General features: G+C 73.1%; 27 protein-coding genes and 1 pseudogene. 19 read left to right on the top strand and 9 right to left on the bottom strand.

The features are described 5' to 3' along the window. Both CCN44_RS02780 and CCN44_RS02775 read right to left on the bottom strand, forming a co-directional pair. Nucleotides 1-487: pseudogene (locus tag CCN44_RS02780) on the bottom strand (hypothetical protein); the annotation flags it as partial. Nucleotides 488-635: 148 nt separating this feature from the next. Continuing rightward, on the bottom strand, nt 636-2213 hold the full coding sequence (locus CCN44_RS02775) for a hypothetical protein (protein ID WP_059248806.1): 1578 nt from the start codon (nt 2211-2213) through the stop codon (nt 636-638). 199 nt (nt 2214-2412) lie between these two features. On the opposite strand from CCN44_RS02775, the gene hisD reads away from it, so the two are divergent. From hisD to hisF, 8 genes are read left to right on the top strand one after another with little or no spacing between them, the layout of a single operon-like run. Then, nucleotides 2413-3738, top strand: coding sequence for a histidinol dehydrogenase (hisD, locus tag CCN44_RS02770; protein WP_059248805.1), 1326 nt, complete (start codon nt 2413-2415; stop codon nt 3736-3738). Continuing rightward, nucleotides 3735-4841, top strand: a complete 1107-nt coding sequence (locus tag CCN44_RS02765) for a histidinol-phosphate transaminase (RefSeq protein ID WP_059248804.1) — start codon at nt 3735-3737, stop codon at nt 4839-4841. Before hisD ends, CCN44_RS02765 begins: the two co-directional genes overlap by 4 nt. After that, the gene (gene hisB / locus CCN44_RS02760) at nt 4838-5431 is read left to right on the top strand and encodes an imidazoleglycerol-phosphate dehydratase HisB (RefSeq protein ID WP_030783530.1); all 594 of its coding nucleotides are present in this window, start codon (nt 4838-4840) and stop codon (nt 5429-5431) included. Before CCN44_RS02765 ends, hisB begins: the two co-directional genes overlap by 4 nt. Beyond that, nucleotides 5428-5592: a hypothetical protein gene (locus CCN44_RS44900; protein WP_059248803.1), complete on the top strand. Its 165-nt coding sequence runs from the start codon at nt 5428-5430 to the stop codon at nt 5590-5592. Before hisB ends, CCN44_RS44900 begins: the two co-directional genes overlap by 4 nt. Next, the gene (gene hisH, locus CCN44_RS02755; protein ID WP_059248802.1) at nt 5589-6230 is read left to right on the top strand and encodes an imidazole glycerol phosphate synthase subunit HisH; all 642 of its coding nucleotides are present in this window, start codon (nt 5589-5591) and stop codon (nt 6228-6230) included. Before CCN44_RS44900 ends, hisH begins: the two co-directional genes overlap by 4 nt. A gap of 3 nt (nt 6231-6233) precedes the next feature. Next, nucleotides 6234-6956, top strand: a complete 723-nt coding sequence (gene priA / locus CCN44_RS02750; RefSeq protein WP_059248801.1) for a bifunctional 1-(5-phosphoribosyl)-5-((5-phosphoribosylamino)methylideneamino)imidazole-4-carboxamide isomerase/phosphoribosylanthranilate isomerase PriA — start codon at nt 6234-6236, stop codon at nt 6954-6956. Nucleotides 6957-6972: 16 nt separating this feature from the next. Further along, nucleotides 6973-7368 carry a RidA family protein gene (locus CCN44_RS02745; RefSeq protein ID WP_059248800.1) on the top strand — a complete coding sequence of 132 codons (396 nt, stop codon included), beginning with the start codon at nt 6973-6975 and terminating at the stop codon, nt 7366-7368. 6 nt (nt 7369-7374) lie between these two features. Next, nucleotides 7375-8130: an imidazole glycerol phosphate synthase subunit HisF gene (gene hisF / locus CCN44_RS02740; RefSeq protein WP_059248799.1), complete on the top strand. Its 756-nt coding sequence runs from the start codon at nt 7375-7377 to the stop codon at nt 8128-8130. Between the two features lie 62 nt (nt 8131-8192). Here the strand turns inward: hisF and CCN44_RS02735 are convergent, their stop codons facing one another. Continuing rightward, nucleotides 8193-8591 carry a glyoxalase/bleomycin resistance/extradiol dioxygenase family protein gene (locus CCN44_RS02735; protein ID WP_059248798.1) on the bottom strand — a complete coding sequence of 133 codons (399 nt, stop codon included), beginning with the start codon at nt 8589-8591 and terminating at the stop codon, nt 8193-8195. Nucleotides 8592-8618: 27 nt separating this feature from the next. Beyond that, nucleotides 8619-9254, bottom strand: a complete 636-nt coding sequence (locus tag CCN44_RS02730; RefSeq protein WP_059248797.1) for a TIGR03085 family metal-binding protein — start codon at nt 9252-9254, stop codon at nt 8619-8621. Between the two features lie 74 nt (nt 9255-9328). On the opposite strand from CCN44_RS02730, the gene hisI reads away from it, so the two are divergent. The 11 genes from hisI to lgt all read left to right on the top strand — a co-directional run bounded on the left by hisI (nt 9329) and on the right by lgt (nt 18251). Then, entirely contained in the window at nt 9329-9769 is a 441-nt protein-coding gene (hisI, locus tag CCN44_RS02725; RefSeq protein WP_414820479.1) for a phosphoribosyl-AMP cyclohydrolase, read from the top strand. A gap of 11 nt (nt 9770-9780) precedes the next feature. Then, nucleotides 9781-11259, top strand: a complete 1479-nt coding sequence (locus CCN44_RS02720; protein WP_059248796.1) for an anthranilate synthase component I — start codon at nt 9781-9783, stop codon at nt 11257-11259. Between the two features lie 52 nt (nt 11260-11311). Further along, on the top strand, nt 11312-11950 hold the full coding sequence (locus tag CCN44_RS02715; RefSeq protein ID WP_086696749.1) for a TIGR02234 family membrane protein: 639 nt from the start codon (nt 11312-11314) through the stop codon (nt 11948-11950). A 134-nt stretch (nt 11951-12084) separates the two neighbouring features. After that, nucleotides 12085-12345, top strand: coding sequence for an HGxxPAAW family protein (locus CCN44_RS02710; RefSeq protein WP_059248794.1), 261 nt, complete (start codon nt 12085-12087; stop codon nt 12343-12345). 193 nt (nt 12346-12538) lie between these two features. Then, nucleotides 12539-12970 carry a DUF2752 domain-containing protein gene (locus CCN44_RS02705; RefSeq protein WP_059248793.1) on the top strand — a complete coding sequence of 144 codons (432 nt, stop codon included), beginning with the start codon at nt 12539-12541 and terminating at the stop codon, nt 12968-12970. A gap of 134 nt (nt 12971-13104) precedes the next feature. Further along, nucleotides 13105-13914 (top strand): indole-3-glycerol phosphate synthase TrpC, encoded by an 810-nt coding sequence (trpC, locus tag CCN44_RS02700; RefSeq protein ID WP_059248792.1) that lies wholly within the window; start codon nt 13105-13107, stop codon nt 13912-13914. Nucleotides 13915-13936: 22 nt separating this feature from the next. Beyond that, nucleotides 13937-14185: a tryptophan biosynthesis modulator TrpM gene (trpM, locus tag CCN44_RS47730; protein WP_399008285.1), complete on the top strand. Its 249-nt coding sequence runs from the start codon at nt 13937-13939 to the stop codon at nt 14183-14185. A 57-nt stretch (nt 14186-14242) separates the two neighbouring features. Then, nucleotides 14243-15526, top strand: coding sequence for a tryptophan synthase subunit beta (gene trpB, locus CCN44_RS02690; protein WP_059248791.1), 1284 nt, complete (start codon nt 14243-14245; stop codon nt 15524-15526). Beyond that, nucleotides 15523-16341 (top strand): tryptophan synthase subunit alpha, encoded by an 819-nt coding sequence (gene trpA, locus CCN44_RS02685; RefSeq protein ID WP_086696747.1) that lies wholly within the window; start codon nt 15523-15525, stop codon nt 16339-16341. Before trpB ends, trpA begins: the two co-directional genes overlap by 4 nt. Before the next feature lie 97 nt (nt 16342-16438). Next, the gene (locus CCN44_RS02680; protein WP_086696746.1) at nt 16439-17212 is read left to right on the top strand and encodes a DsbA family protein; all 774 of its coding nucleotides are present in this window, start codon (nt 16439-16441) and stop codon (nt 17210-17212) included. Nucleotides 17213-17294: 82 nt separating this feature from the next. Continuing rightward, on the top strand, nt 17295-18251 hold the full coding sequence (lgt, locus tag CCN44_RS02675) for a prolipoprotein diacylglyceryl transferase (RefSeq protein WP_059248788.1): 957 nt from the start codon (nt 17295-17297) through the stop codon (nt 18249-18251). A gap of 384 nt (nt 18252-18635) precedes the next feature. Here lgt and CCN44_RS02670 read toward each other — a convergent pair whose 3' ends face one another. From CCN44_RS02670 to CCN44_RS02650, 5 genes are all read right to left on the bottom strand, one after another. After that, nucleotides 18636-19448, bottom strand: coding sequence for an HpcH/HpaI aldolase/citrate lyase family protein (locus CCN44_RS02670; RefSeq protein ID WP_059248787.1), 813 nt, complete (start codon nt 19446-19448; stop codon nt 18636-18638). Beyond that, the gene (locus CCN44_RS02665; RefSeq protein ID WP_223283925.1) at nt 19445-20707 is read right to left on the bottom strand and encodes a CaiB/BaiF CoA transferase family protein; all 1263 of its coding nucleotides are present in this window, start codon (nt 20705-20707) and stop codon (nt 19445-19447) included. Before CCN44_RS02665 ends, CCN44_RS02670 begins: the two co-directional genes overlap by 4 nt. Beyond that, nucleotides 20704-21597: a ribokinase gene (rbsK, locus tag CCN44_RS02660; protein WP_086696745.1), complete on the bottom strand. Its 894-nt coding sequence runs from the start codon at nt 21595-21597 to the stop codon at nt 20704-20706. Before rbsK ends, CCN44_RS02665 begins: the two co-directional genes overlap by 4 nt. Then, complete coding sequence (locus CCN44_RS02655; RefSeq protein ID WP_059248785.1) at nt 21594-22955, bottom strand: ADP-ribosylglycohydrolase family protein; 1362 nt, start codon at nt 22953-22955, stop codon at nt 21594-21596. The genes rbsK and CCN44_RS02655 overlap by 4 nt, the downstream gene beginning before the upstream one ends. Continuing rightward, nucleotides 22943-23330 (bottom strand): ADP-ribosylglycohydrolase family protein (locus tag CCN44_RS02650; protein WP_143649591.1); only part of this gene is annotated, 388 nt, incomplete at its 5' end. The genes CCN44_RS02650 and CCN44_RS02655, both read right to left, overlap by 13 nt.

The raw sequence follows: 23330 nt of genomic DNA, 5'->3' as shown, positions 1-23330 counted from the left end.
GGTGGCCGGCTCGCGAGCCGCGCGCGTGGTCGAGGGCGATCCGCCAGGGCACCGGGTCGCGGTCGTCGGCGCGGGCGGCGGCGGTGATGAGCGGGCTCACCTCGCGCAGCAGCTCCGCGCGGGCCGGCGAGGGCCAGGCGCGGTCCACCGCCAGCTGGGTCCCGACCAGCAGCAGCCCGGGGTCGTCCGGGGCGGCGGCGCGCCACTCCTCGTACCACTCGGGGCGCGAGCCGGCGAAGGCGGCCAGGCGCCGTACGTACCGGTCCCGGTTCTCCCACTCGGCCGCGGCGCGGGTGGCGGCGAGCAGGCCGGCCGCGGCGGCGTACTCGCCCCGGCCGGCCGCGACGAGCGCGGGCGACAGGCGGTCGTCGGGCGCGTCGAGCACGGCCTCGTCCGCGGCCGGCGGTCGTCCGGCCGGGCGCGCGGAGCGTTTGGTCATCCGGGTGGGGCGGATGAACGAGGGCAGCAGAGCCATGGTGCCGACCATTGAAAGACCGCAGGTCGGGGCCGCGCCAGAGGGTCCACGGAAGTTGCGGAAGGTTGTACGGCCGATGGTCAAGGAGAGGTAAAAGGTGATGGTTCAACCGATATGGTGAAGGTGTGGGCGACCGGTGAAGGTTTCGGCGGTCCCCGTGTCAGCTCCGGCGCAGCAGCCGGGTCGCGCCCGCCGCGACGGCCGTCGCCAGGACCCAGCCGAGCAGGATCATCGCCGCCGCCAGCCACTGCCAGCCGCCGCGCAGCTGCCACTGGCCGGCCTGGCCCAGGTCGATCACCGGCAGCAGCAGGTCCAGCGTGAACAGCGCCGGGCTCCACACCGGATGACCGCCGGAGTTCAGGGGCGGATGGTCGGCGTGCGCGAACGCCAGCGTGCCCGCCGCCCACAGCACCGCCATCCACACCAGGGCCCGGCCCGGACGGTAGCCGTAGGCGACCGCCCAGTCCTGCAGGAACCCCCAGAACTTCGCGGCCAGCGGCAGTGTCTCGCGCCGCCGGCGTTGCTTGGCGAGCAGCACCTCGCGCGCGTCCTCGTCCTCGCCGGCGGCCTTCAGCACCGCGGCCAGCCGCTCGTACGGCTCCGGCGCGTACTCGGCGGTGGCCGCCGCCACCCAGTCCAGGCGCTCGGTCAGCGGGAAGGGGCCCTGCGGCACCAGGTTCTCGTAGGTGAACCCGCCCATGTGCAGCCGGCCCGCGTCCGGCCAGCTGCTCGCCCGGTCCACCAGGTTCACCACCCGGGCGCCGGACAGCACCACCTTGCCGTGCTCCGGCTTGTCCCCGAGGAAGCGCAGCTCCGGGGTCTGCACCCGGCGCAGCGACAGCTCCTGGTCGTCGGTGAAGGTGAACCGGGCCCGCTCCAGGTCGACGGCGTCCCCGAACCGCCCGTCGTCCAGGCGCACCCCGCCCCGGCACTCGAACCGCTGGATGCGCGTCCCGCGCGCGGGTGTCGTGCCGCTCAGCAGCGGGCTGCCCACTCCGGCCGGGGTCAGGTACAGGGTGCGCTCGACCGTCAGCTGGGGGGCGTTCAGCGCGAACCGGGACTGGGGGTTGGCGAGCTTCGCGCCGCGCAGGCTGAGCGAGACGCCGATCTGGGCGCCGCGCAGACTGAACTCGCCGTACGACTCCAGCATCTCCGCCTGGAGGTCCTGGCCGACGGTCAGGCCGTCCGCCATGATCGACCGGCCCAGCCGGTCCCGGTGCACGACCGCCTGGTTGAGCAGCAGATCCGTGCCGATCTGGGCGTCCGTCAGCCGGACCCCGCCCCGGAACCGGCAGCGCGGCAGATGCAGATCGCCCTCGGTGTGCACGCGGGCCGCCTCCAGGCGCGGCACCGCGCAGTCCACCATGCGCACGGTCGTGAACCGGGCCTCCGGCAGCCGGACCTCCTCGTCGAAGCGGCAGCCGGTCAGCTCCACGTACGGCGTGACCTGGCCGCCCGCCAGGTCCAGCGCGCCGGTGACGCGCACGCCGACGAGCTTCAGCGAGGACACCCGGCCGGCCAGCGCCGGCGGGCCGTCCAGCAGCAGCCAGCAGACGATGCGGGCGCGCACGGTCCGCTCGGGACCCCACGGCTGCCCGCCGTGCGGATCGTCCACGACGAAGTCCCCGCTGCTCAGGTCGTACACGCTGCCGTTGCGGAAGGCCTGCCACATGCCCGCCTCGGTCGCGGTCAGGTCGTCCGGCAGGTCCCCGGTGCGGATGCCGGCCCCCTCGGTCACCGTTCTCCTCTCCCGGTTCGGTGGGTTTCAGTGGTTTTCGTACAGCCGTTCATGCCCGCTCTGTGACCTCCCGAACACCACACGTGAAGGTGATCTTCCGGGTTCCGGCCACCCTATGTACCGGCCGTTGGCCCACGTTCTGTATCAGCCATTGATACGCGCGGACGGCTCCCGACGGCGGTCTGCGAGAATTGGGACTGTGATTTCCCGAATCGATCTGCGCGGCGACGCCCTTCCCGAGGGCCCCGCCCTGCGCGACCTGCTGCCCCGAGCCGACTTCGACGTTCAGGCCGCCCTGGAGAAGGTGCGCCCGATCTGCGAGGCCGTGCATCATCGCGGCGACGCGGCGCTGATCGACTTCGCCGAGAAGTTCGACGGAGTACGGCTGGAAACCGTCCGTGTCCCGGCCCGGGCGCTCACCGACGCGCTCGCCGGTCTCGACCCGGCCGTGCGCGCCGCCCTGGAGGAGTCCATCCGCCGCGCCCGGCTGGTCCACCGCGCGCAGCGCCGTACGACCCACACCACCCAGGTCGTGCCCGGCGGCTCGGTGACCGAGAAGTGGGTTCCGGTGGAGCGCGTCGGCCTGTACGCGCCGGGCGGCCGGTCCGTCTACCCGTCGTCCGTGGTCATGAACGTCGTCCCGGCGCAGGAGGCCGGCGTCGAGTCGATCGCGCTGGCCTCGCCGGCCCAGGCCGAGTTCGGCGGCCTGCCGCACCCGACGATCCTGGCCGCCTGCGCCCTGCTCGGCGTGGACGAGGTGTACGCGGCGGGCGGCGCCACCGCCGTCGCGATGTTCGCGTACGGCACCGAGTCCTGCCCGCCCGCCAACATGGTCACCGGCCCCGGCAACATCTGGGTCGCCGCCGCCAAGCGCTACTTCACCGGCAAGATCGGCATCGACGCCGAGGCCGGCCCCACCGAGATCGCGATCCTCGCGGACGCCGGCGCCGACCCGGCGCACGTCGCCGCCGACCTGATCAGCCAGGCCGAGCACGACCCGCTCGCGGCGGCCGTCCTGGTCACCGACTCCGTCGAGCTGGCGGACGCGGTGGACAAGGAGCTGGAGCCGCAGGTCGCGGCCAGCAAGCACATCGACGACCGGATCGTGCCCGCCCTCCAGGGCAAGCAGTCCGCGATCGTCCTCGTGGACGGCATCGAGGAGGGCCTCAGGGTGGTCGACGCGTACGGCGCCGAGCACCTGGAGATCCAGACCGCCGACGCCGCCGCGGTCGCCGACCGGGTGAAGAACGCCGGCGCGATCTTCATCGGCCCCTGGGCCCCCGTCTCGCTCGGCGACTACGCGGCCGGCTCCAACCACGTCCTGCCCACCGGTGGCTGCGCCTGCCACTCCTCGGGGCTGTCCGTCCAGTCCTTCCTGCGCGGCATCCACATCGTGGACTACACGCGGGAGGCGCTCGCCGAGGTCGCCCACCACGTGGTGACACTGGCGGAGGCGGAGGACCTGCCCGCGCACGGCGCGGCGATCAAGGCGAGGTTCGGCTGGAAGGTACCCGAGAGCAAGTGACCGGCATCGACGATCTCCCCGTACGGGAAGAACTGCGCGGCAAGTCCCCCTACGGCGCGCCCCAGCTGGACGTCCCCGTACGGCTGAACACCAACGAGAACCCCTACCCGCTGCCCGAGCCGCTGGTCGAGCGGATCGCGGAGCGGGTGCGCGAGGCCGCCCGCGACCTGAACCGCTACCCCGACCGGGACGCGGTGGAACTGCGCACGAAGCTCGCCGAGTACCTGACGAAGACGTCCGGGTACCCGCTCGGCCTGGCCCAGGTGTGGGCCGCGAACGGCTCCAACGAGGTCATCCAGCAGCTGCTGCAGACCTTCGGCGGACCGGGCCGCACCGCCATCGGCTTCGAGCCGTCGTACTCGATGCACGCCCTCATCGCGCGCGGCACGGGCACCGGCTGGATCTCGGGCCCCCGGGGCGAGGACTTCACGATCGACGTGTCCGCCGCCGAGCGGGCGATCGCCGAGCACCGGCCGGACGTGGTCTTCATCACCACCCCCAACAACCCCACGGGCAACGCGGTGCCGCCGGAGACGGTCCTCGCGCTGTACGAGGCGGCGCAGGCGGCCAAGCCGTCGATGGTGATCGTGGACGAGGCGTACATCGAGTTCAGCCACGGCGACTCGCTGCTGCCGCTGCTCCAGGGCCGCCCGCACCTGGTGATCTCCCGGACGATGTCCAAGGCGTTCGGCGCGGCCGGCCTGCGCCTCGGCTACCTCGCCGCCGACCCGGCGGTGGTGGACGCCGTCCAGCTCGTCCGGCTGCCGTACCACCTGTCGGCGATCACCCAGGCGACCGCCCTGGCCGCGCTGGAGCACACCGACACGCTGCTGGGCTACGTCGAGCAGCTGAAGGCCGAGCGGGACCGGCTGGTCGCCGAGCTGCGCGCGATCGGCTACGAGGTCACCGAGTCCGACGCGAACTTCGTCCAGTTCGGCCGGTTCGCGAACGCCCACGAGGCCTGGCGGAAGATCCTCGACCGGGGCGTCCTGGTCCGGGACAACGGCGTGCCGGGGTGGCTGCGGGTGTCCGCCGGCACCCCGGAGGAGAACGACGCGTTCCTCGACGCGGTCCGTGAGATGAAGAAGGAGCAGGGTTCATGAGCCGCGTTGGACGCGTGGAGCGCACCACCAAGGAGACATCGGTGCTGGTCGAGATAGACCTCGACGGCACCGGCCGGACCGACATCGCCACCGGCGTCGGCTTCTACGACCACATGCTCGACCAGCTCGGCCGGCACGGTCTGTTCGACCTGACCGTGAAGACCGACGGCGACCTGCACATCGACTCCCACCACACCATCGAGGACACCGCCCTCGCGCTGGGCGCCGCCTTCAAGCAGGCGCTCGGCGACAAGGTGGGCATCTACCGCTTCGGCAACTGCACGGTCCCGCTGGACGAGTCCCTCGCCCAGGTCACCGTCGACCTGTCCGGCCGCCCGTACCTCGTGCACACCGAGCCCGAGAACATGGCGCCGATGATCGGCGAGTACGACACCACGATGACCCGGCACATCCTGGAGTCCTTCGTCGCCCAGGCGCAGATCGCGCTGCACGTGCACGTGCCGTACGGACGCAACGCGCACCACATCGTGGAGTGCCAGTTCAAGGCGCTGGCCCGGGCGCTGCGGTACGCCTCCGAGCGTGACCCGCGCGCGGCCGGCATCCTCCCCTCCACGAAGGGAGCCCTGTGAACAGCCTCTCCACCCTGCTGATCGTCGTCGGCCTCTTCCTGGTCGGCGGGATCATCTCCTTCGTCAAGCAGAAGATGCCCACCAGCCTGATCGTGCTGCTCTCGATCGGCGCGGGCCTGTGCCTCGTGGCGGGCGTCCTGCGGCTGGAGGTGTGGAATTGAGCACGCGGAAGAACGTCGTCGTCTTCGACTACGGCTTCGGCAACGTCCGCTCCGCCGAGCGGGCCCTCGCGCGCGTGGGCGCCGACGTGGAGATCACGCGCGACTTCGACAAGGCGATGAACGCCGACGGCCTGCTGGTACCGGGCGTCGGCGCGTTCGCCGCCTGCATGCAGGGCCTGCGCGCCGCCCGCGGCGACTGGGTGGTGGACCGCCGGCTGTCCGGCGGGCGCCCCGTCATGGGCATCTGCGTCGGCATGCAGATCCTCTTCGCGCGCGGCATCGAGCACGGCGTGGAGGCCGAGGGCCTGGACGAGTGGCCCGGCACGGTCGAGCCGCTCCAGGCCGACGTCGTCCCCCACATGGGCTGGAACACCGTCGACGCCCCGGCCGGCTCCCGGCTGTTCGCCGGCCTGGACGCCGACGCCCGCTTCTACTTCGTGCACTCCTACGCCGTGCACGAGTGGCGGCTGGAGACCCACAACCCGGTGATCGAGGCCCCCAAGGTCACCTGGTCCACGCACGGCAAGCCGTTCGTGGCCGCGGTGGAGAACGGCGCCCTGTGGGCCACCCAGTTCCACCCCGAGAAGTCCGGCGACGCCGGCGCCCAGCTCCTCACCAACTGGATCGGAACCCTGTAGACCATGGCCAAGCTCGAACTCCTCCCCGCCGTCGACGTCCGCGACGGCCAGGCCGTCCGCCTCGTGCACGGCGAGTCCGGGACCGAGACCTCCTACGGCTCCCCGCTGGAGGCCGCCCTCGCCTGGCAGCGCGCCGGCGCCGAGTGGCTGCACCTGGTCGACCTGGACGCCGCGTTCGGCACCGGGGACAACCGCGCCCTGATCGCCGAGGTCACGGGGGCGATGGACATCAAGGTGGAGCTGTCCGGCGGCATCCGCGACGACGACACCCTCGCCGCCGCCCTCGCCACCGGCTGCACCCGGGTGAACCTGGGCACCGCCGCACTGGAGACCCCGGAGTGGGTCGCCAAGGTCATCGCCGAGCACGGCGACAAGATCGCCGTCGGCCTGGACGTGCGCGGCACCACCCTGCGCGGCCGGGGCTGGACCCGCGACGGCGGCGACCTGTACGAGACGCTGGAGCGCCTCAACAAGGAGGGCTGCGCGCGGTACGTCGTCACGGACATCGCCAAGGACGGCACCCTCCAGGGCCCGAACCTGGAGCTGCTGAAGAACGTGTGCGCGGCGACCGACCGCCCGGTGGTCGCCTCCGGCGGCGTCTCCTCCCTGGACGACCTGCGCGCCATCGCCGGCCTCGTCCCGCTCGGTGTCGAAGGGGCCATCGTCGGGAAGGCGCTGTACGCGAAGGCGTTCACCCTGGAAGAGGCCCTGGAGGCTACGTCTTGAAAAAGGACACAGTGTCATGACGTCCGAAGCCGTGCGGCGCGTGCAGAGCGAGAGTCCCTGGGAAGAGTCCTTCGGTTTCGCCCGCGCCGTCGCGGCGGGGGACCGGGTGCTGGTGGGGGGCACGTCGTCCTTCAAGGGCACCGTGCTGTACGGGGAGGGCGATCCGTACGAACAGGCCAAGGTGGCCTTCACCAGCGCCCTGGAGGCGATCGGTGAGCTGGGGCTCGGCATCGAGTCCGTGATCCGGACGCGGATGTACCTGACCCATGTGCGGGACGTGGACGCCGTGGGCCGGGCGCACAAGGAGATCTTCGACGCGGTGCGCCCCGTCTCGACCCTGCTGGTCGTGGAGGGGTTCGTCGACCCGCGCATCCTGGTCGAAGTGGAACTAGAAGCATTCAGAGGAGCCTGAGCAGTCATGACCCTGGCGGTCCGAGTCATCCCCTGCCTGGACGTGGACAACGGCCGGGTCGTCAAGGGTGTCAACTTCCAGAACCTGCGCGACGCGGGCGACCCCGTCGAGATGGCCAAGGTGTACGACGCCGAGGGCGCCGACGAGCTGACGTTCCTGGACATCACCGCGTCCTCCGGCAACCGGGAGACGACGTACGACGTGGTGCGCCGCACCGCCGAGCAGGTGTTCATCCCGCTGACCGTCGGCGGCGGCGTCCGCACGGCCGACGACGTGGACAAGCTGTTGCGGGCGGGCGCGGACAAGGTGGGCGTCAACACCGCGGCGATCGCCCGCCCCGACCTGATCCGCGAGATCGCCGAGCGCTTCGGCCGCCAGGTCCTGGTCCTGTCGGTCGACGCCCGCCGCACCGCGTCGGGCTCCTTCGAGGTCACCACCCACGGCGGCCGGCGCGGCACCGGCATCGACGCGGTGGAGTGGGCGCACCGGGCGGCCGAGCTGGGCGCCGGGGAGATCCTGCTGAACTCCATGGACGCGGACGGCACGAAGGACGGCTACGACCTGGAGATGATCGCGGCGGTCCGCAAGCACGTGACCGTCCCGGTGATCGCCTCCGGCGGCGCCGGCAAGCTCGCCGACTTCCCCCCGGCCGTCGCGGCCGGCGCGGACGCGGTCCTGGCCGCCTCGGTCTTCCACTTCGGCGACCTGCGCATCGGCGAGGTCAAGCAGACCCTCCACGAGGCGGGCCACCCCGTCAGGTAGGCCACTCCGAGGAGGCCCCGGCCGAGCGGCCGGGGCCTCCTCGCTGCCCGGGTGAGGGTGTCTCAGCCGTTCGGCTGCACCAGCTGCACCAGATTGCCCACCGTGTCGTCGAACACGGCCGCCAGCATCGGGCCCTGCTCCTGCGGCGGATGGGTGAACCGGACGCCGAGGCCGCTCAGCCGCTCGTACTCGGCCCGGATGTCGTCCACGGAGAAGACGATGCACGGCAGCCCCGCCTCGTGCAGGGCCCTGCGGTACGGCTCCGCGATCGGGCCCTCGCCGGGCTCCAGCAGCAGCTGGAGATCCGGCTGCGCCCCCTCCCGCGCCCCGACCGTCACGAAGAGCGTGCCGTCGCCGAGGTCCATATGGGTGCGGGTCTCGAAGCCGAGGACGTCGGTGTAGAAGGCGTGCGCCTTCGCCACGTCGTCCACGTACACGCCGGTCATCGCCACCTTGATCATGGGCCGGTCCTCTCAGGTGCCCAGCTGTCAGATGCCCAGCTGTCTGGACTCGTGCAGTTTGTCGATCGCCTCGGCGTCGCCGTCCAGCGCCACCTTGGCCGCGTTCTGCCGCCCGAACACGAACATCAGCAGTTCGGACGGCTCACCGGTCACCGTGACCACCGGGGTGCCCCGGTGCGCCACCGCCGTCTGGCCGTCCGGCCGGCGCAGCACCAGCCCCGTCGGCACGCCCCGCCCCATCAGCCGCGCCACCCGCTCCAGCCGGGACCACAGCGCGTCCTGGAAGACGGGGTCCAGCTCGCGCGGGGTCCAGTCCGGCTGGGCGCGGCGGACGTCCTCGGTGTGGACGTAGAACTCCACGATGTTGGCCGCCTCGTCGACCTGCTTGAGCTGGAAGGGCGAGAACCGCGGCGGGCCGGTACGGATCAGCCGGATCAGCTCCTCGTACGGCTTCGCGGTGTACTCGGCCATCACCTTCTCCAGGCGCGGCGCGAGCTGCTTGACCAGCGTGCCCCCGGCCGCGTCCGGGCGGCGCTCGCGCACGACCACGTGCGCGGCAAGGTCCCGCGTGCGCCAGCCCTCGCAGAGGGTCTCGGCGTCCGGCCCGACGGTTTCCAGAATGTCGGCGAGAAGAAGCCGTTCACGCTTCGCGAAGGTCGACATGCAGTCAGCCTACGACCACGTAAACGTTCCGCCCAATGGACGCCCTCCCAGCCTTGCCGGTCCCGCGCGGCACAATGGCCTCCATGACCAGTACGACCGGTAGCCCCCGGCCCAGCAGCCTCGACCCGGAGATCGCCGCGCGCCTCAAGCGCAGCGCCGACGGGCTCGTCCCCGCCATCGCCCAGCAGTACGACACCGGCGAGGTGCTCATGCTCGGCTGGATGGACGACGAGGCGCTGCACCGGACACTCACCACCGGCCGCTGCACCTACTGGTCGCGCAGCCGCCGGGAGTACTGGGTCAAGGGCGACACCTCCGGCCACTTCCAGTGGGTGAAGTCGGTCGCGCTGGACTGCGACGCCGACACCCTGCTGGTCAAGGTCGACCAGGTGGGCGCCGCCTGCCACACCGGCGCGCGCACCTGCTTCGACGCGGACGTCCTGCTCAAGGACGCCGATCTCCGCGGCGCCGGTCCCGAGTCCGCCGGTTCCGGCGCACCCGGCTCCGGTCAGTAAGGTCAGCGGACATGGAACTGGAGACCTTCCGCAAGCTGGCCACCGACCGGCGCGTCATCCCGGTCACGCGCAAGCTCCTCGCCGACGGCGACACCCCGGTCGCGCTCTACCGCAAGCTCGCCGCCGAGCGACCCGGCACCTTCCTGCTGGAGTCCGCGGAGAACGGCCGCTCCTGGTCCCGTTACTCCTTCGTCGGCGTCCGCAGCGCCGCCACGCTCACCGCCCGGGACGGGCAGGCCCACTGGCTCGGCGTCCCGCCCGTCGGCGTCCCCACCGACGGCGACCCCCTCGCCGCCCTGCGCGCCACCCTCCAGGCGCTGCACACTCCGCACCAGGAGGGCATGCCGCCCTTCACCGGCGGCATGGTCGGCTACCTGGGGTACGACATCGTCCGCCGCCTGGAGAAGATCGGCCCCGGCGAGCGCGACGACCTGCGGCTGCCCGAGCTGACCATGCTGCTGACCAGCGACCTCGCGGTGATGGACCACTGGGAGGGCTCGGTCCTGCTGATCGCCAACGCGATCAACCACAACGACCTGGACACCGGCGTCGACGAGGCCTGGGCGGACGCCGTGGCCCGCCTCGACGCCATGGAGGCGGACCTGACCCGCCCGGTCGCCCAGCCCCCGGCACACCTCCCGCCGTCCGAGCTGCCCGAGTACACCGCCCGGTGGGGCGGCCCCGACTTCCAGCGGGCCGTCGAGGACGTCAAGGAGCGCATCCGCGCGGGCGAGGCCTTCCAGGTCGTCCCCTCCCAGCGCTTCGAGACCCCGTGCACGGCGAGCGCCCTGGACGTCTACCGGGTGCTGCGGGCCACCAACCCCTCGCCGTACATGTACCTCTTCCGCTTCGACGGGTTCGACGTCGTCGGCTCCTCCCCGGAGGCGCTGGTGAAGGTCGAGGACGGGCGGGCGATGGTCCACCCGATCGCCGGCACCCGGCACCGCGGGACCACCCCGCAGGAGGACCAGGCCCTCGCCGAGGAACTGCTCGCCGACCCCAAGGAGCGCGCCGAGCACCTCATGCTGGTCGACCTCGGCCGCAACGACCTCGGCCGGGTCTGCGAGCCCGGCTCGGTCGAGGTGGTCGACTTCATGTCGATCGAGCGCTACTCGCACGTGATGCACATCGTCTCCACCGTCACCGGCAAGGTGGCCCCCGGCCGCACCGCCTTCGACGTGCTCACGGCGTGCTTCCCCGCGGGCACCCTCTCCGGCGCCCCCAAGCCCCGCGCGATGCAGATCATCGACGAACTGGAACCGTCCCGGCGCGGCCTGTACGGCGGCTGCGTCGGCTATCTCGACTTCGCCGGCGACTCCGACACCGCGATCGCCATCCGTACGGCCCTGCTCCGCGACGGCACGGCCTACGTCCAGGCGGGCGCCGGCGTCGTCGCCGACTCCGACCCGGTCGCGGAGGACCAGGAGTGCCGCAACAAGGCGGCGGCCGTGCTGCGGGCGGTGCACACCGCGAACCGCCTCGGCCGGTAGGGCGCTTCTCATAGGAACCCCGGGTGACGGTTCGCCCGGGGTTCAGGCGATAGTGGAGTACGTGACTGCTGTACCTCACCCCCGTTCCGAAGCCGCCGCGCCCGCCCGTTCCGGCCGGCGGAGCCTCGCCGTGGCCCTCCTGTGCGGTGCGCTCGGCGCGGCCGTGGCGCTGCTCGCGACCCGGCAGCGCTGGGCGGAGGGCAGCGCGACGGTGGCCGGCGGCGCGTTCCCGCTGACGGCCAAGGGCAGCGACGTCACGGGCGTGCCCGCGGCCCTCGCCATAGTGGGCCTCGCCGCGCTGGTCGCCGTCTTCGCCGTCCGCAGGACCGGCCGGCTCCTCGTCTCCGGGCTGCTCACGCTGTCCGGCGCCGGGATCGTCGCCGCGGCCCTGGCCGGCGCCTCCGACGGCTCCGCCCTGGACGAGCAGGCCGCCCAGGCGAGCGGCGACACCTCCGCCACGGTCGACGCGCTCACCCACACCGGCTGGCCCTATGTCGCGGCCGCCGGCGGCCTGCTGATCCTGCTCGCCGGGGTGCTCGCCCTGCGCTACGGCAGCCGGTGGCCCGCGATGTCCGGGCGCTACGAACGCGGCACCGCCCGCCCGCGGCGCACGGCCGCTCCGGCCGACCCCGAGCGCCCCGAGGAGATCTGGAAGGCCCTGGACCGGGGCGAGGACCCGACCGGCGCCTGAGCGGCGGCACGCCGCCTTCAGGCGATGTGGTGAAACAGACGCCACCCCCGCGTCCGGCACGCGTACGCGTACGGGACAATGGACGCCGAGCGTACGACGCCTCTACGACACGTCACAGCAACGAGGAGCAAGTCATGGCGGGCAGCAGCCACGGTCACACCCCGGCCGCGTGGACCGGTGTCATCATCGCCTTCATCGGTTTCTGCGTCGCGGGAGCCTTCATGGTGATGGCCCAGCCCGTCGGCTTCTGGGCCGGTATGGCGATCACCCTCCTCGGCGGTGTGGTCGGCGGCATCATGCGCGCCATGGGCCTCGGCCAGCCCAAGGAGGCCGGCCGTGCGCTCGTGCACACGGCTCCCGTCGTGACCCGCGAGCCGGCGACCGCCGAGAGCTGAGCCCCGGTTTCCGCCGAGGGGCGGCCCGGCATCCCCAGGGATGCGACGGGCCGCCCCTCGCGTGTTCCCGCGCGGTGCGACCGTCGGCCCGTCGGTGCGACCGCGCGCGAGCCGGTGCCACGCCCGCGGCCACGGCGGGCACGCCCACGCTCCACGGCGGGCGCCCCCGCGTCCGGCGGGGCACAATGCCCGCGTGAACGCCTCCAGCCGCCCGGCTCCGCCCCTCGCCCCCGTCCGGCGACGGATCGCCGTGCCGCTGGGGCTGTTCGCGGCCGTCGCCGGGGCCTTCGCGTACGTGGGGGCCGTCGACCCGAACGAACCCGGCCACTACCCCGTCTGCCCCCTGTACCGGCTCACCGGCCTGTACTGCCCGGGCTGCGGCGGACTGCGCAGCGCGCACGCCTTCGTGCACGGCGACCTGCTCACCGCGCTGCGCGACAACGCCCTCGGGGTGGCGGCCTACCTGGCCTTCGCCGTGCTGTGGACCGTCTGGCTGGTCGGCGCGGTGCGCGGCCGGCCGCTGCGGATCGGTCTCGGACCGGCGCGGCTGTGGGCCCTCGGCGCGCTGCTGCTGGCGTTCACCGTCGTCCGGAACCTGCCGTCCGGTGGCTGGCTCCGCCCTTGATCGAAAAGCGAATGTCCAGGTAGTGGGACCGCCGTCCACCGGATGCGAAGCCTGGGCGTTCCTGCGGATACCATCGCATTGACCACGGGTTTTCAGAACCTGAAGGAACCACCGTCTGGAAGGGGGCCGCTCGCGTGAGTGTGCTCGACGAGATCATCGACGGAGTCCGTGCCGACCTCGCGGAGCGGCAGGCACGCGTCAGCCTCGACGAGCTCAAGGAGCGTGCGGCGAAGGCCCCCGCCGCCAAGGACGGGGTGGCCGCACTCAAGGGCGACGGCGTCAAGGTGATCTGCGAGGTCAAGCGCTCCAGCCCCTCCAAGGGCGCGCTGGCCGCGATCGCCGACCCGGCCGGGCTGGCCGCCGACTACGAGGCGGGCGGTGCGGCCGTCATCTCCGTCCTCACCGAACAGCGCCGCTTCGGCGGCTCGCTCGCCGACCTGGAGGCGGTGCGCGCGCGGGTCGACATCCCGGTCCTGCGCAAGGACTTCATCGTCACGTCGTACCAGCTCTGGGAGGCCCGGGCGTACGGCGCCGACCTGGCCCTGCTGATCGTGGCCGCCCTGGACCAGCCTGCCCTGGAGTCGCTGATCGAGCGGGCGGTGTCCATCGGCCTGACCCCCCTCGTCGAGGTGCACGACGAGGACGAGGTCGAGCGGGCGGTCGACGCGGGCGCCAAGATCATCGGTGTCAACGCGCGCAACCTGAAGACGCTGGAGGTCGACCGCGGCACCTTCGAGCGGGTCGCCCCGGAGATCCCGGACAGCATCGTCAAGGTCGCCGAGTCCGGCGTCCGCGGCCCGCACGACCTGATCGCGTACGCCAACGCCGGCGCCGACGCGGTGCTGGTCGGCGAGTCCCTGGTGACCGGCCGCGACCCGAAGGCGGCGGTGGCCGACCTGGTGGCGGCGGGCGAACATCCCGCATTGCGGCACGGCCGGGGCTGATCTTTCGCTAAGCTGACCGCCGATGACTCTCGCGACCACCCTGCCGACCCGGGACCCGTACGCCCGCCTCGCGCGCGGCTGCCGGCCCCGGGGCTGCCGTGCGCCCGCACGCCGGGTCCACGGCCGCAGGGTGCGGTACGTCATCGGAGACGAACCCGGGCAGGTCAACGGACGCCGATGGCAGCGCGCCCCTCAGGGGCGCGGGGCTGTATCGACCAGGCGACTCCTTCGCGCGGGCGCGACCGACCACAACGGGCTCGCGGCCGGCTGACCACCCCGCCCCCACGGCGATCAGTGTCTTTCACCACACTCACCGTGAGGTTTCCGCATGCCCAGCGAGTTCTTCATCCCTGACCCCAGCGGCCAGGTTCCCAGCGCCGAGGGCTACTTCGGCGCGTTCGGCGGCAAGTTCATCCCGGAGGCCCTCGTCGCCGCCGTGGACGAGGTCGCCGTCGAGTACGACAAGGCCAAGCAGGACCCCGAGTTCGCCCGCGAACTCGAGGACCTGCTCGTCAACTACACCGGCCGCCCCAGCGCCCTGACCGAGGTCCCGCGGTTCGCCGAACACGCCGGCGGCGCCCGGGTGTTCCTCAAGCGCGAGGACCTCAACCACACCGGCTCCCACAAGATCAACAACGTGCTCGGCCAGGCCCTGCTCACCAAGCGCATGGGCAAGACGCGGGTCATCGCCGAGACCGGCGCCGGCCAGCACGGCGTCGCCACGGCCACCGCCTGCGCGCTGTTCGGCCTCGACTGCACCATCTACATGGGCGAGGTCGACACCCGGCGCCAGGCCCTCAACGTGGCCCGGATGCGGATGCTCGGCGCCGAGGTGGTCGCCGTGAAGTCCGGCAGCCGCACCCTGAAGGACGCCATCAACGAGGCGTTCCGGGACTGGGTCGCGAACGTCGACCACACCCACTACCTGTTCGGTACGGTCGCCGGCCCGCACCCCTTCCCGGCCATGGTCCGCGACTTCCACCGGGTCATCGGCGTCGAGGCCCGCCGCCAGCTCCTGGAGCGCGCCGGCCGCCTGCCGGACGCGGCCATCGCCTGCGTCGGCGGCGGCTCCAACGCCATCGGCCTCTTCCACGCCTTCATCCCCGACGAGGGCGTCCGCCTCATCGGCTGCGAGCCGGCGGGCCACGGCATCGAGACCGGCGAGCACGCGGCCACCCTCACCGCGGGCGAGCCCGGCATCCTGCACGGCTCCCGGTCGTACGTCCTCCAGGACGACGAGGGCCAGATCACCGAGCCGTACTCGATCTCGGCCGGACTGGACTACCCGGGCATCGGCCCCGAGCACTCCTACCTGAAGGACACCGGCCGCGGCGAGTACCGCGCGGTCACCGACGACGACGCCATGCAGGCCCTGCGCCTGCTGTCGCGGACCGAGGGCATCATCCCGGCCATCGAGAGCGCCCACGCGCTGGCCGGCGCCCTGGATGTCGGCAGGGAACTGGGCAAGGACGGCCTGATCGTCGTCAACCTGTCCGGCCGCGGCGACAAGGACATGGACACCGCCGCCCGCTACTTCGGCCTCTACGACACCGACGCCGAGGTGGCCGCCGACGCAGCCGACATCGCCGAGATCGAGGGGGACGCCAAGTGAGCGGCAACATCCAGCTGTTGAGCGACACCCTCGCCGCCGCCAAGGCCGAGGGCCGCTCCGCGCTCATCGCCTACCTCCCGGCCGGCTTCCCGACCGTGGACGGCGGCATCGAGGCGATCACGGCCGTCCTGGACGGCGGGGCCGACGTCGTCGAGGTGGGCCTGCCGCACAGCGACCCGGTCCTCGACGGCCCGGTCATCCAGACCGCCGACGACATCGCCCTGCGCGGCGGTGTGAAGATCGCCGACGTCATGCGCACGGTCCGGGAGGCGTACCGGGCCACCGGGAAGCCGGTGCTCGTCATGACGTACTGGAACCCCATCGACCGCTACGGCGTCGAGCGCTTCACCGCCGAGCTGGCCGAGGCGGGCGGCGCGGGCTGCATCCTGCCCGACCTGCCGGTGCAGGAGTCGGCGCTGTGGCGCGAGCACGCCGACAAGCACGGCCTGGCGACGGTCTTCGTCGTGGCGCCGAGCAGCAAGGACGGGCGGCTCGCCGAGATCACCGCGGCGGGCAGCGGCTTCGTCTACGCGGCCTCGCTGATGGGTGTCACCGGCACCCGCGAGTCGGTCGGCGCGCAGGCCCAGGACCTGGTCCGGCGCACCCGCGGCACCGGCACCCAGCTGCCCGTCTGCGTCGGGCTCGGCGTCTCCAACCAGGCCCAGGCCGCCGAGGTCGCCGGCTTCGCGGACGGTGTGATCGTCGGTTCGGCGTTCGTGAAGCGGATGCTAGACGCGCCGGACCACGCCGCCGGCATCGCGGCGGTGCGCGAGCTGGCCGGAGAGCTGGCGAAGGGCGTGCGCGGACAGGCGTAACCGTCGGCGATGTCCCGTATCGGATGATTCGGTCACTCGAACGGGTGGACCTCGGGCCGGGGAGGCGCGCTGCGCCTCCCCGGTTCGTTCTGGGGGTGTGAGCGAGAAGAACCGTGACGGAAAGCGCACCGCCCGGGAGCGGCTGGCGGTAGAGCGCGAGAAGCAGAAGGCCGCGGATAAGCGGCGGCGCACGCTGATCGTGGGCGCGAGCGTCGTCTGCGTCCTCGGCCTCGCGGCGGTGATCGGCGTGGTCGCCGCGAACGCCGGCAAGGACAAGACCGACGACGCGGGCCCGGTCGTGGCACCTTCGGGCGCGCAGGGCAAGGACAGCCTGGCCATCCCGGTCGGCAAGGACGGCGCCAAGTCGACGCTCACCATCTGGGAGGACTTCCGCTGCCCGGCCTGCCAGGCCTTCGAGGTGGCGTACCGCCCGACTCTGCACGAACTGGCCGACGCCGGGAAACTCAGAATCGAGTACCACCTGGTCCGGCTGATCGACGGCAACCTCGGCGGCAGCGGCTCGCTGCGCTCCGCCAACGCCGCCGCCTGCGCCCAGGACGCCGGCAAGTTCCGCGACTACCACGACGTGCTGTTCGCGAACCAGCCCCAGGAGACCGACGACGCGTTCGCGAACAACGACAAGCTGATCCAGCTGGCCGGCAAGGTGAAGGGCCTGGACACCCCCGCCTTCCAGAAGTGCGTCAAGGACGGCACCCACGACAGCTGGGTGGACAAGGCCAACCAGGCCTTCCGCGCCGGCGGCTTCGGGGGGACGCCCACGGTCCTGCTCGGCGGCAAGAACATCTACGCGGACCAGACGATGACCCCGGCCAAGCTCAAGCAGATGGTGGAGGCGGCCGACCGCGGGTGAGCGTTTCCCACGCCCCCGTTATGGACCCGTAGCCGGGCTGCTTGCCGTCCCCACGGCCCGGCACGGTAGCGTCGGACCTGCCATGAACCTTGCCTATATCCCCAGCCCGTCGCACGGGGTGCTGTACCTCGGCCCCATCCCGCTGCGCGGCTACGCCTTCTGCATCATCATCGGCGTCTTCGTCGCCGTCTGGTTCGGCAACAAGCGCTGGATCGCCCGCGGCGGGCGGTCGGGCACGGTCGCCGACATCGCCGTCTGGGCCGTGCCGTTCGGCCTGATCGGCGGCCGGCTCTACCACGTGATCACGGACTACGAGCTGTACTTCAGCGAGGGCCGTGACTGGGTGGACGCCTTCAAGGTGTGGGAGGGCGGCCTGGGCATCTGGGGCGCGATCGCGCTCGGCGCGCTCGGTGCCTGGATCGGCGCGCGGCGCCGGGGCGTCCCGATGCCCGCCTACGCCGACGCCGTCGCGCCCGGCATCGCGTTCGCGCAGGCCATCGGCCGCTGGGGCAACTGGTTCAACCAGGAGCTGTACGGCCGCGAGACGGATCTGCCCTGGGCGTTGCACATCACCTCCTCCGAGGGCGGCCGGGTGCCGGGCTACTACCACCCGACCTTCCTCTACGAGTCCCTCTGGTGCGTCGGTGTGGGCCTGCTGGTCATCTGGGCGGACCGCCGCTTCAAGCTGGGGCATGGCCGGGCGTTCGCCCTGTACGTCGCCGCGTACTGTGTGGGCCGCGGCTGGATCGAGTACATGCGGGTGGACGACGCCCACCACCTCCTGGGCCTCCGCCTCAACAACTGGACCGCGCTGATCGTCTTCCTGCTGGCGGTGGCGTACATGTGGGTGTCGGCGAAGAAGCGGCCGGGGCGGGAGGCCGTGGTCGAGCCGGCCGCGGTTGCCTCCGGCGGTTCGGCCGAGGGTGTCTCCGACGGTGTCTCCGACGGGTCGGCGGACGGTGTCTCCGATCGGCCGGCGGGCAAGACGGGAGCCGGGGCCGAGGGCGAGGAGAAGACGGCGTCGGCCGACAAGGGCTGAGGGCTGGTTCTACGGCACCGAGGGCGTCCGGGGTTTCCCGGGCGCCCTCGGTGTGTGTGGGCGGAGGGGGAGGTGCACGGTGGGTCCGGCACCGCCGGTCACCGCCGTCGTGGCCGATCGCCGTCGCGGCGGAGAGGAAAGAGCCCTGTCCGGCGGAAGGAAGCGAGCGTCTGTCTGGTGGGGGGAAGCGGATGCTTGCCTGGCGGGGGGAGCGAGCGTCTGCCCGGCGGAGGAAGCGAGTGCTTGCCTGGCGGGGGAGGGCGAGCGTCTGCCTGGCGGAGGAAGCGAGCGCCTGCCTGGTGGAAGGGGGCCGGCGCCTGCCCGGTGGAAGGAGGCCGGCTCCTGTTGGGTGGGAGGGGCCGGCTCCTGTCCGGTGGAAGGACGTCAGCCGCGGCCCGCCAGTGACAGCGTCCGGCGGGCCATGGCCACCACCGCCGCGTCGATGAAGCGGCCGTCGGGGAGGGCCTGGGCGCCCTCGTTCGCCGAGGCCGCCTTGATGACCGTCTCCGCGTGCTCGATCTCCGCCTCCGTGGGCAGATACGCCCGCTCGATCACCGGCAGCTGACGGGGGTGGATCGCGGCCCGGCCCAGGAAGCCGAGGGCGCGGCCGTGGGCGCAGGAGGCGGCCAGCCCGTCGAGGTCACGGATGTCCGGATGGACGGTCTGCGACGGCGGGGCCAGACCCGCCGCCCGTGCCGCCACGATCACCCGGGAACGCGGCCAGTCCAGGCCCGCGTCGCCCCGTACCCCCAGGTCGGCCCGGAGGTCCGCCTCGCCCAGCGCGATGCCCCGCAGGGCGGGGTGGGCGGTGGCGATGGCATAGGCGTGCTCGATGCCGAGGGCCGACTCCAGGAGCGCGTAGAGGGGGACCGGCGTGGCCACGGCGACCTGCCGTACCTGGTCCGGGGAGGTCACCTTCGGCAGCCGCAGCCCGGACAGGCCCCGCAGGCCGGCCAGGGCGGTGAGGTCGGCGGCGGCCCAGGGGCCGTCCAGGGCGTTGACGCGGACGTGCACCGGGACCGGCTGGGCCTCCGTGAGGAGTTCCGCGGTGGCCTCGCGGGCGTACTCCTTGCGGTCCGGGGCGACCGCGTCCTCCAGGTCGACGACCACCACGTCGGCGCCCGCCGCCAGCGCCTTGGCCACCACATGCGGGCGGTCGCCGGGGACGTACAGCCAGGTGAGCGGGGTGCGGGTCACAGGGCGCCCTCCGCGCGCAGGGCCGCGATCTCGGCCGGGGCGAGGCCCAGTTCGGTGAGCACGGCCTCGGTGTCGGCGCCGTGCGGGCGGCCGGCCCAGCGGATCGCGCCGGGCGTGGCGGACAGCCGGAACAGGACGTTCTGCATGCGCAGCGGGCCCAGGTCCGGGTCGTCGACGGTGGTGACCGTGTCCAGGGCCTGGTACTGGGGGTCCGCGAGGACGTCCCGGACGTCCTGCACGGGTGCCGCCGCGGCCTCCGCCTTCTCGAAGGCGGCGAGCACCTCGGCGCGGGGGCGGGCGGCGATCCAGGAGCCGACCGCCTCGTCCAGGACGTCGGCGTGGGCGGCCCGGCCGGCGCCGGTGGCGAACCACGGCTCCTCGGTCAGCTCCGGGCGGCCCACCAGCCGCAGCACCCGCTCGGCGACCGACTGCGCGGAGGTGGAGACGGCGACCCAGGAACCGTCCGCGGTGCGGTAGGTGTTGCGCGGCGCGTTGTTCGCGGACCGGTTCCCGGTGCGTTCCTGGACGTAGCCGAGCTGGTCGTACCAGGTGGGGTGCGGGCCGAGGACGGAGAGGATCGGCTCGATGATCGCCATGTCGACCACCTGCCCCGCGCCGGTGCGCTCGCGCGCCGCCAGTGCCGTCAGCACGGCGTACGCGGTCGCCAGGCCGGCGATCGAGTCCGCGAGGCCGAAGGGCGGCAGGGTCGGGGGCGCGCCCGGTTCGCCGGTGACCGCGGCGAAACCGCTCATCGCCTCGGCGAGGGTGCCGAAGCCGGGGCGGTGCGCGTAGGGGCCGAACTGGCCGAAGGCGGTGACCCGGGCGAGCACCAGCCGGGGGTTGGCCGCGGACAGCTCGGGCCAGCCCAGGTCCCACTTCTCCAGGGTGCCCGGGCGGAAGTTCTCGATCACCACGTCGGCGGTGGCGGCGAGCCGCAGCAGGGTGGCACGGCCGCCGGGTGCGGACAGGTCGAGGGTAATGGTCCGCTTGTTGCGGCCGAGCACCTTCCACCACAGGCCCACGCCCTGCCTGGCCGGGCCGTGGCCGCGGGAGGGGTCGGGCCGCCGGGGGTGCTCCACCTTGATCACCTCGGCGCCGAAGTCACCGAGCAGCGTGGCGGCCATCGGCCCGGCGAAGAGGGTCGCGAGATCCAGCACGCGCAGGCCGTCCAGGGCCGGCCCCGTGCGGTCCGCCGTACGCGTCGTACCCGTCCTGCTCGACGTGCCGGTCGTGCTCGTCGTGTTGTCGTCGGTGTTCATGCGCTGTACTGGGCCTCGATCTCCGGGCGGTACGGCATCGACGCCGACGCCCCTTCCCGCTGGACGGAGATCGCGGCCGCGGCGGCTGCCCAGGACAGGGCCTCCCGTACCGGTTTCTCCTCGGCGAGGGCCACGGCGAGCGCGCCCACGAAGGTGTCGCCCGCGCCCGTGGAGTCCACGGCGGTCACCCGGGGCGCGGGGACCACGAGGGGCTCGACGCCCCGGGCCAGGTACAGGCAGCCCGTGGCGCCGAGGGTGACGACGACCTGCGGCACCAGGTCCAGCAGGGCCGCCGCCGCCTCGCGCGGGTCGGTGCGGCCGGTGAGGGTGACGGCCTCGTACTCGTTCGGCACCAGCAGGTCGGTGCTGCGCAGGAGTTCGGGCGGCAGCGGCTGGGCCGGGGCAGGGGTGAGGACTGTCCGGACGCCGTGCCGGCGGGCCGCCTCCGCGCCCGCGACGACCGCCGCCAGCGGGATCTCCAGTTGCAGCAGCAGGGCGTCGGCGGTGGCGATCACCCCCTCGTCGCCGGGGGAGAGGTGGTCGACGGTGCCGTTCGCGCCGGGGATGACGACGATCGCGTTGCCGCCCTCGTCGTCCACCACGATGTGCGCGGTGCCGGACGGGCCCTCCACGGTGCGCAGGAAGTCGGTGTCCGCGCCGGAGTGTTCGAGGGTGTCGCGCAGCCGCACGCCGTAGGCGTCGTTGCCGACCGCGCCGATCATCGAGACGGTGGCGCCGGCACGGGCCGCGGCGATCGCCTGGTTGGCGCCCTTGCCGCCGGGGATCGTACGGAACTCCCGTCCCGTCACCGTCTCCCCGCGCTGCGGGGCCTTGGCGACATAGGTGACGAGGTCCATGTTCGTGCTGCCGAGGACGGCGATATGGGTCATGGGCGGGTCGCCTCCAGGTGGGTGAGGTGGGCGAGGGTGTCGAAGCCGGTGCCGTCGAAGTCGGCGACGGTGCTGGCGAGCCGGTTCTTCAGCGGCGCCCGCCAGCGGTCGGGGAGCGCGCCCGGTGAGCCGGCGAGGAGACCGGCGACGCTGCCGGCGGTGGCGCCGCACGAGTCGGTGTCCCAGCCGCCCGCGACGGCACGGCTGATGGAGCCGGTGAAGTCGCCGTCGGCGTGGGTGAGGGCGGCGGCGATCAGCGCGGTGTTGGGGATGGCGTGCACCCAGTGGTGGCCGGGGCCGTAGCGGGCGTGGAGCGCGTCCACGACCTCGTCGAAGTCACGGGTCGCGGTGGCCAGCCGGACGGCGTGATCGATGGCTGTTCCCAGGCGGGAGCGGGCCGGGACCACCGTGCGGCCGGTGCGCAGGCAGGCGTGGACGTCGTGGCCTCCGGTGGCGGCCGCGGCGATGACGGCGGCCGTGAACATCGCCGCGTACACACCGTTGGCGGTGTGGGAGAGGACCGCGTCGCGGTACGCCTGTGCGGCGGCGGCGCCCGGGTCGCCCGGGTTGCTCCAGCCGTGCATGTCGGCGCGGATCAGGGCGCCGATCCACTCGCGGAACGGGTTGCGGTGGCGGGCCGTGTGCGGGGGTTCCACACCGGCGAGGAGATTGCGGTGGGCCACGCGCTCGGCGGTGAAGGTGCGGCCGGGCGGGAGTTCCTCCAGCCAGAGCCGGGCCACGTCGTCGGTGGTGAAGTCACGGCCGTGGCGCTGGAGCAGGAGGAGGTTGAGGAGCGGGTAGTCGAGGTCGTCGTCCTCGGGCATCCCGTCGATGTTCTCGGCGAGGGAGGTGGCGGCCGAGCGGCGGTTCCAGGGGTGGGCGGCGAGGAGGTCCGCGGGGACCCCCCGAGCGGTGAAGTAGCCGGCCAGGGGCCAGTTCCCGGCCGCCCTGGCGAGTGCGCGGATGCCGGTAAGGGGCAGCTTCTCGACGGGTTTGCCGAGGAGGCAGCCGATGGCCCGGCCGAGCCAGGCGGCTTCGAGGGCGCGGGGGTCCGGTGCGGCGGCGGACCGCCCGGTGGGCCAGTCCGGGCACAGCGACCGGATGCGGGCCAGGTCCGTCGGCTCGTCGTCGGACAACGCGCTGGGGAGATCGGCGAGTTCGTCCAGCAGGTCCTCGGCCAGCAGCCGGAGGTAGCGGGAGGCCGGGTCCGCGGACGCGCCCGCCCGCTCCGGGGCGTCCGGGCCGCCCGCCGCCCGCCAGCGCGCCTCGATCGCCGCCGGCTCGCGCCCGTCCAGGCGGGCCTGGCGCAGCTCGTGGCCGAGCAGGTCCTCCGGCTGGACCCAGGTCAGTCGGAGCACGTCCGGCCTCCGAGCGCGGTGAACGCCTGCTCGTGGGCGCGCCGACGGCGGACGTCCCGGTCGAAGATCTCGTACGTGACCTCGGTGAGCGTACGGGCGGGCGCCCACAGGTCCAGCCGGCTGGCGTCCGCGACGGTCTTCGCCCACTCCTCCGGGACGGGGGAGCCGAGCGCGCCCGCGACGGCGCCGGCCATCGTGGCGATCGAGTCGCAGTCCCGGCCGTAGTTGACCGCGCCGAGCACGGCGTGCCGGTAGTCGCCGCCGGCGACGACCACCATCCCGAGGGCGACGGGGAGTTCCTCGATCGAGTGCAACCGGGAGGGGCGGCGGGCGGCGAGGGAGGGGGCCCGGTAGTCCGGGCCGACGGTGTCGTAC

This window comes from Streptomyces tricolor (assembly GCF_002155905.1).
GTDB classification, from domain to species: domain Bacteria; phylum Actinomycetota; class Actinomycetes; order Streptomycetales; family Streptomycetaceae; genus Streptomyces; species Streptomyces tricolor.
This window is presented reverse-complemented; position numbering and strand designations above follow the sequence as displayed.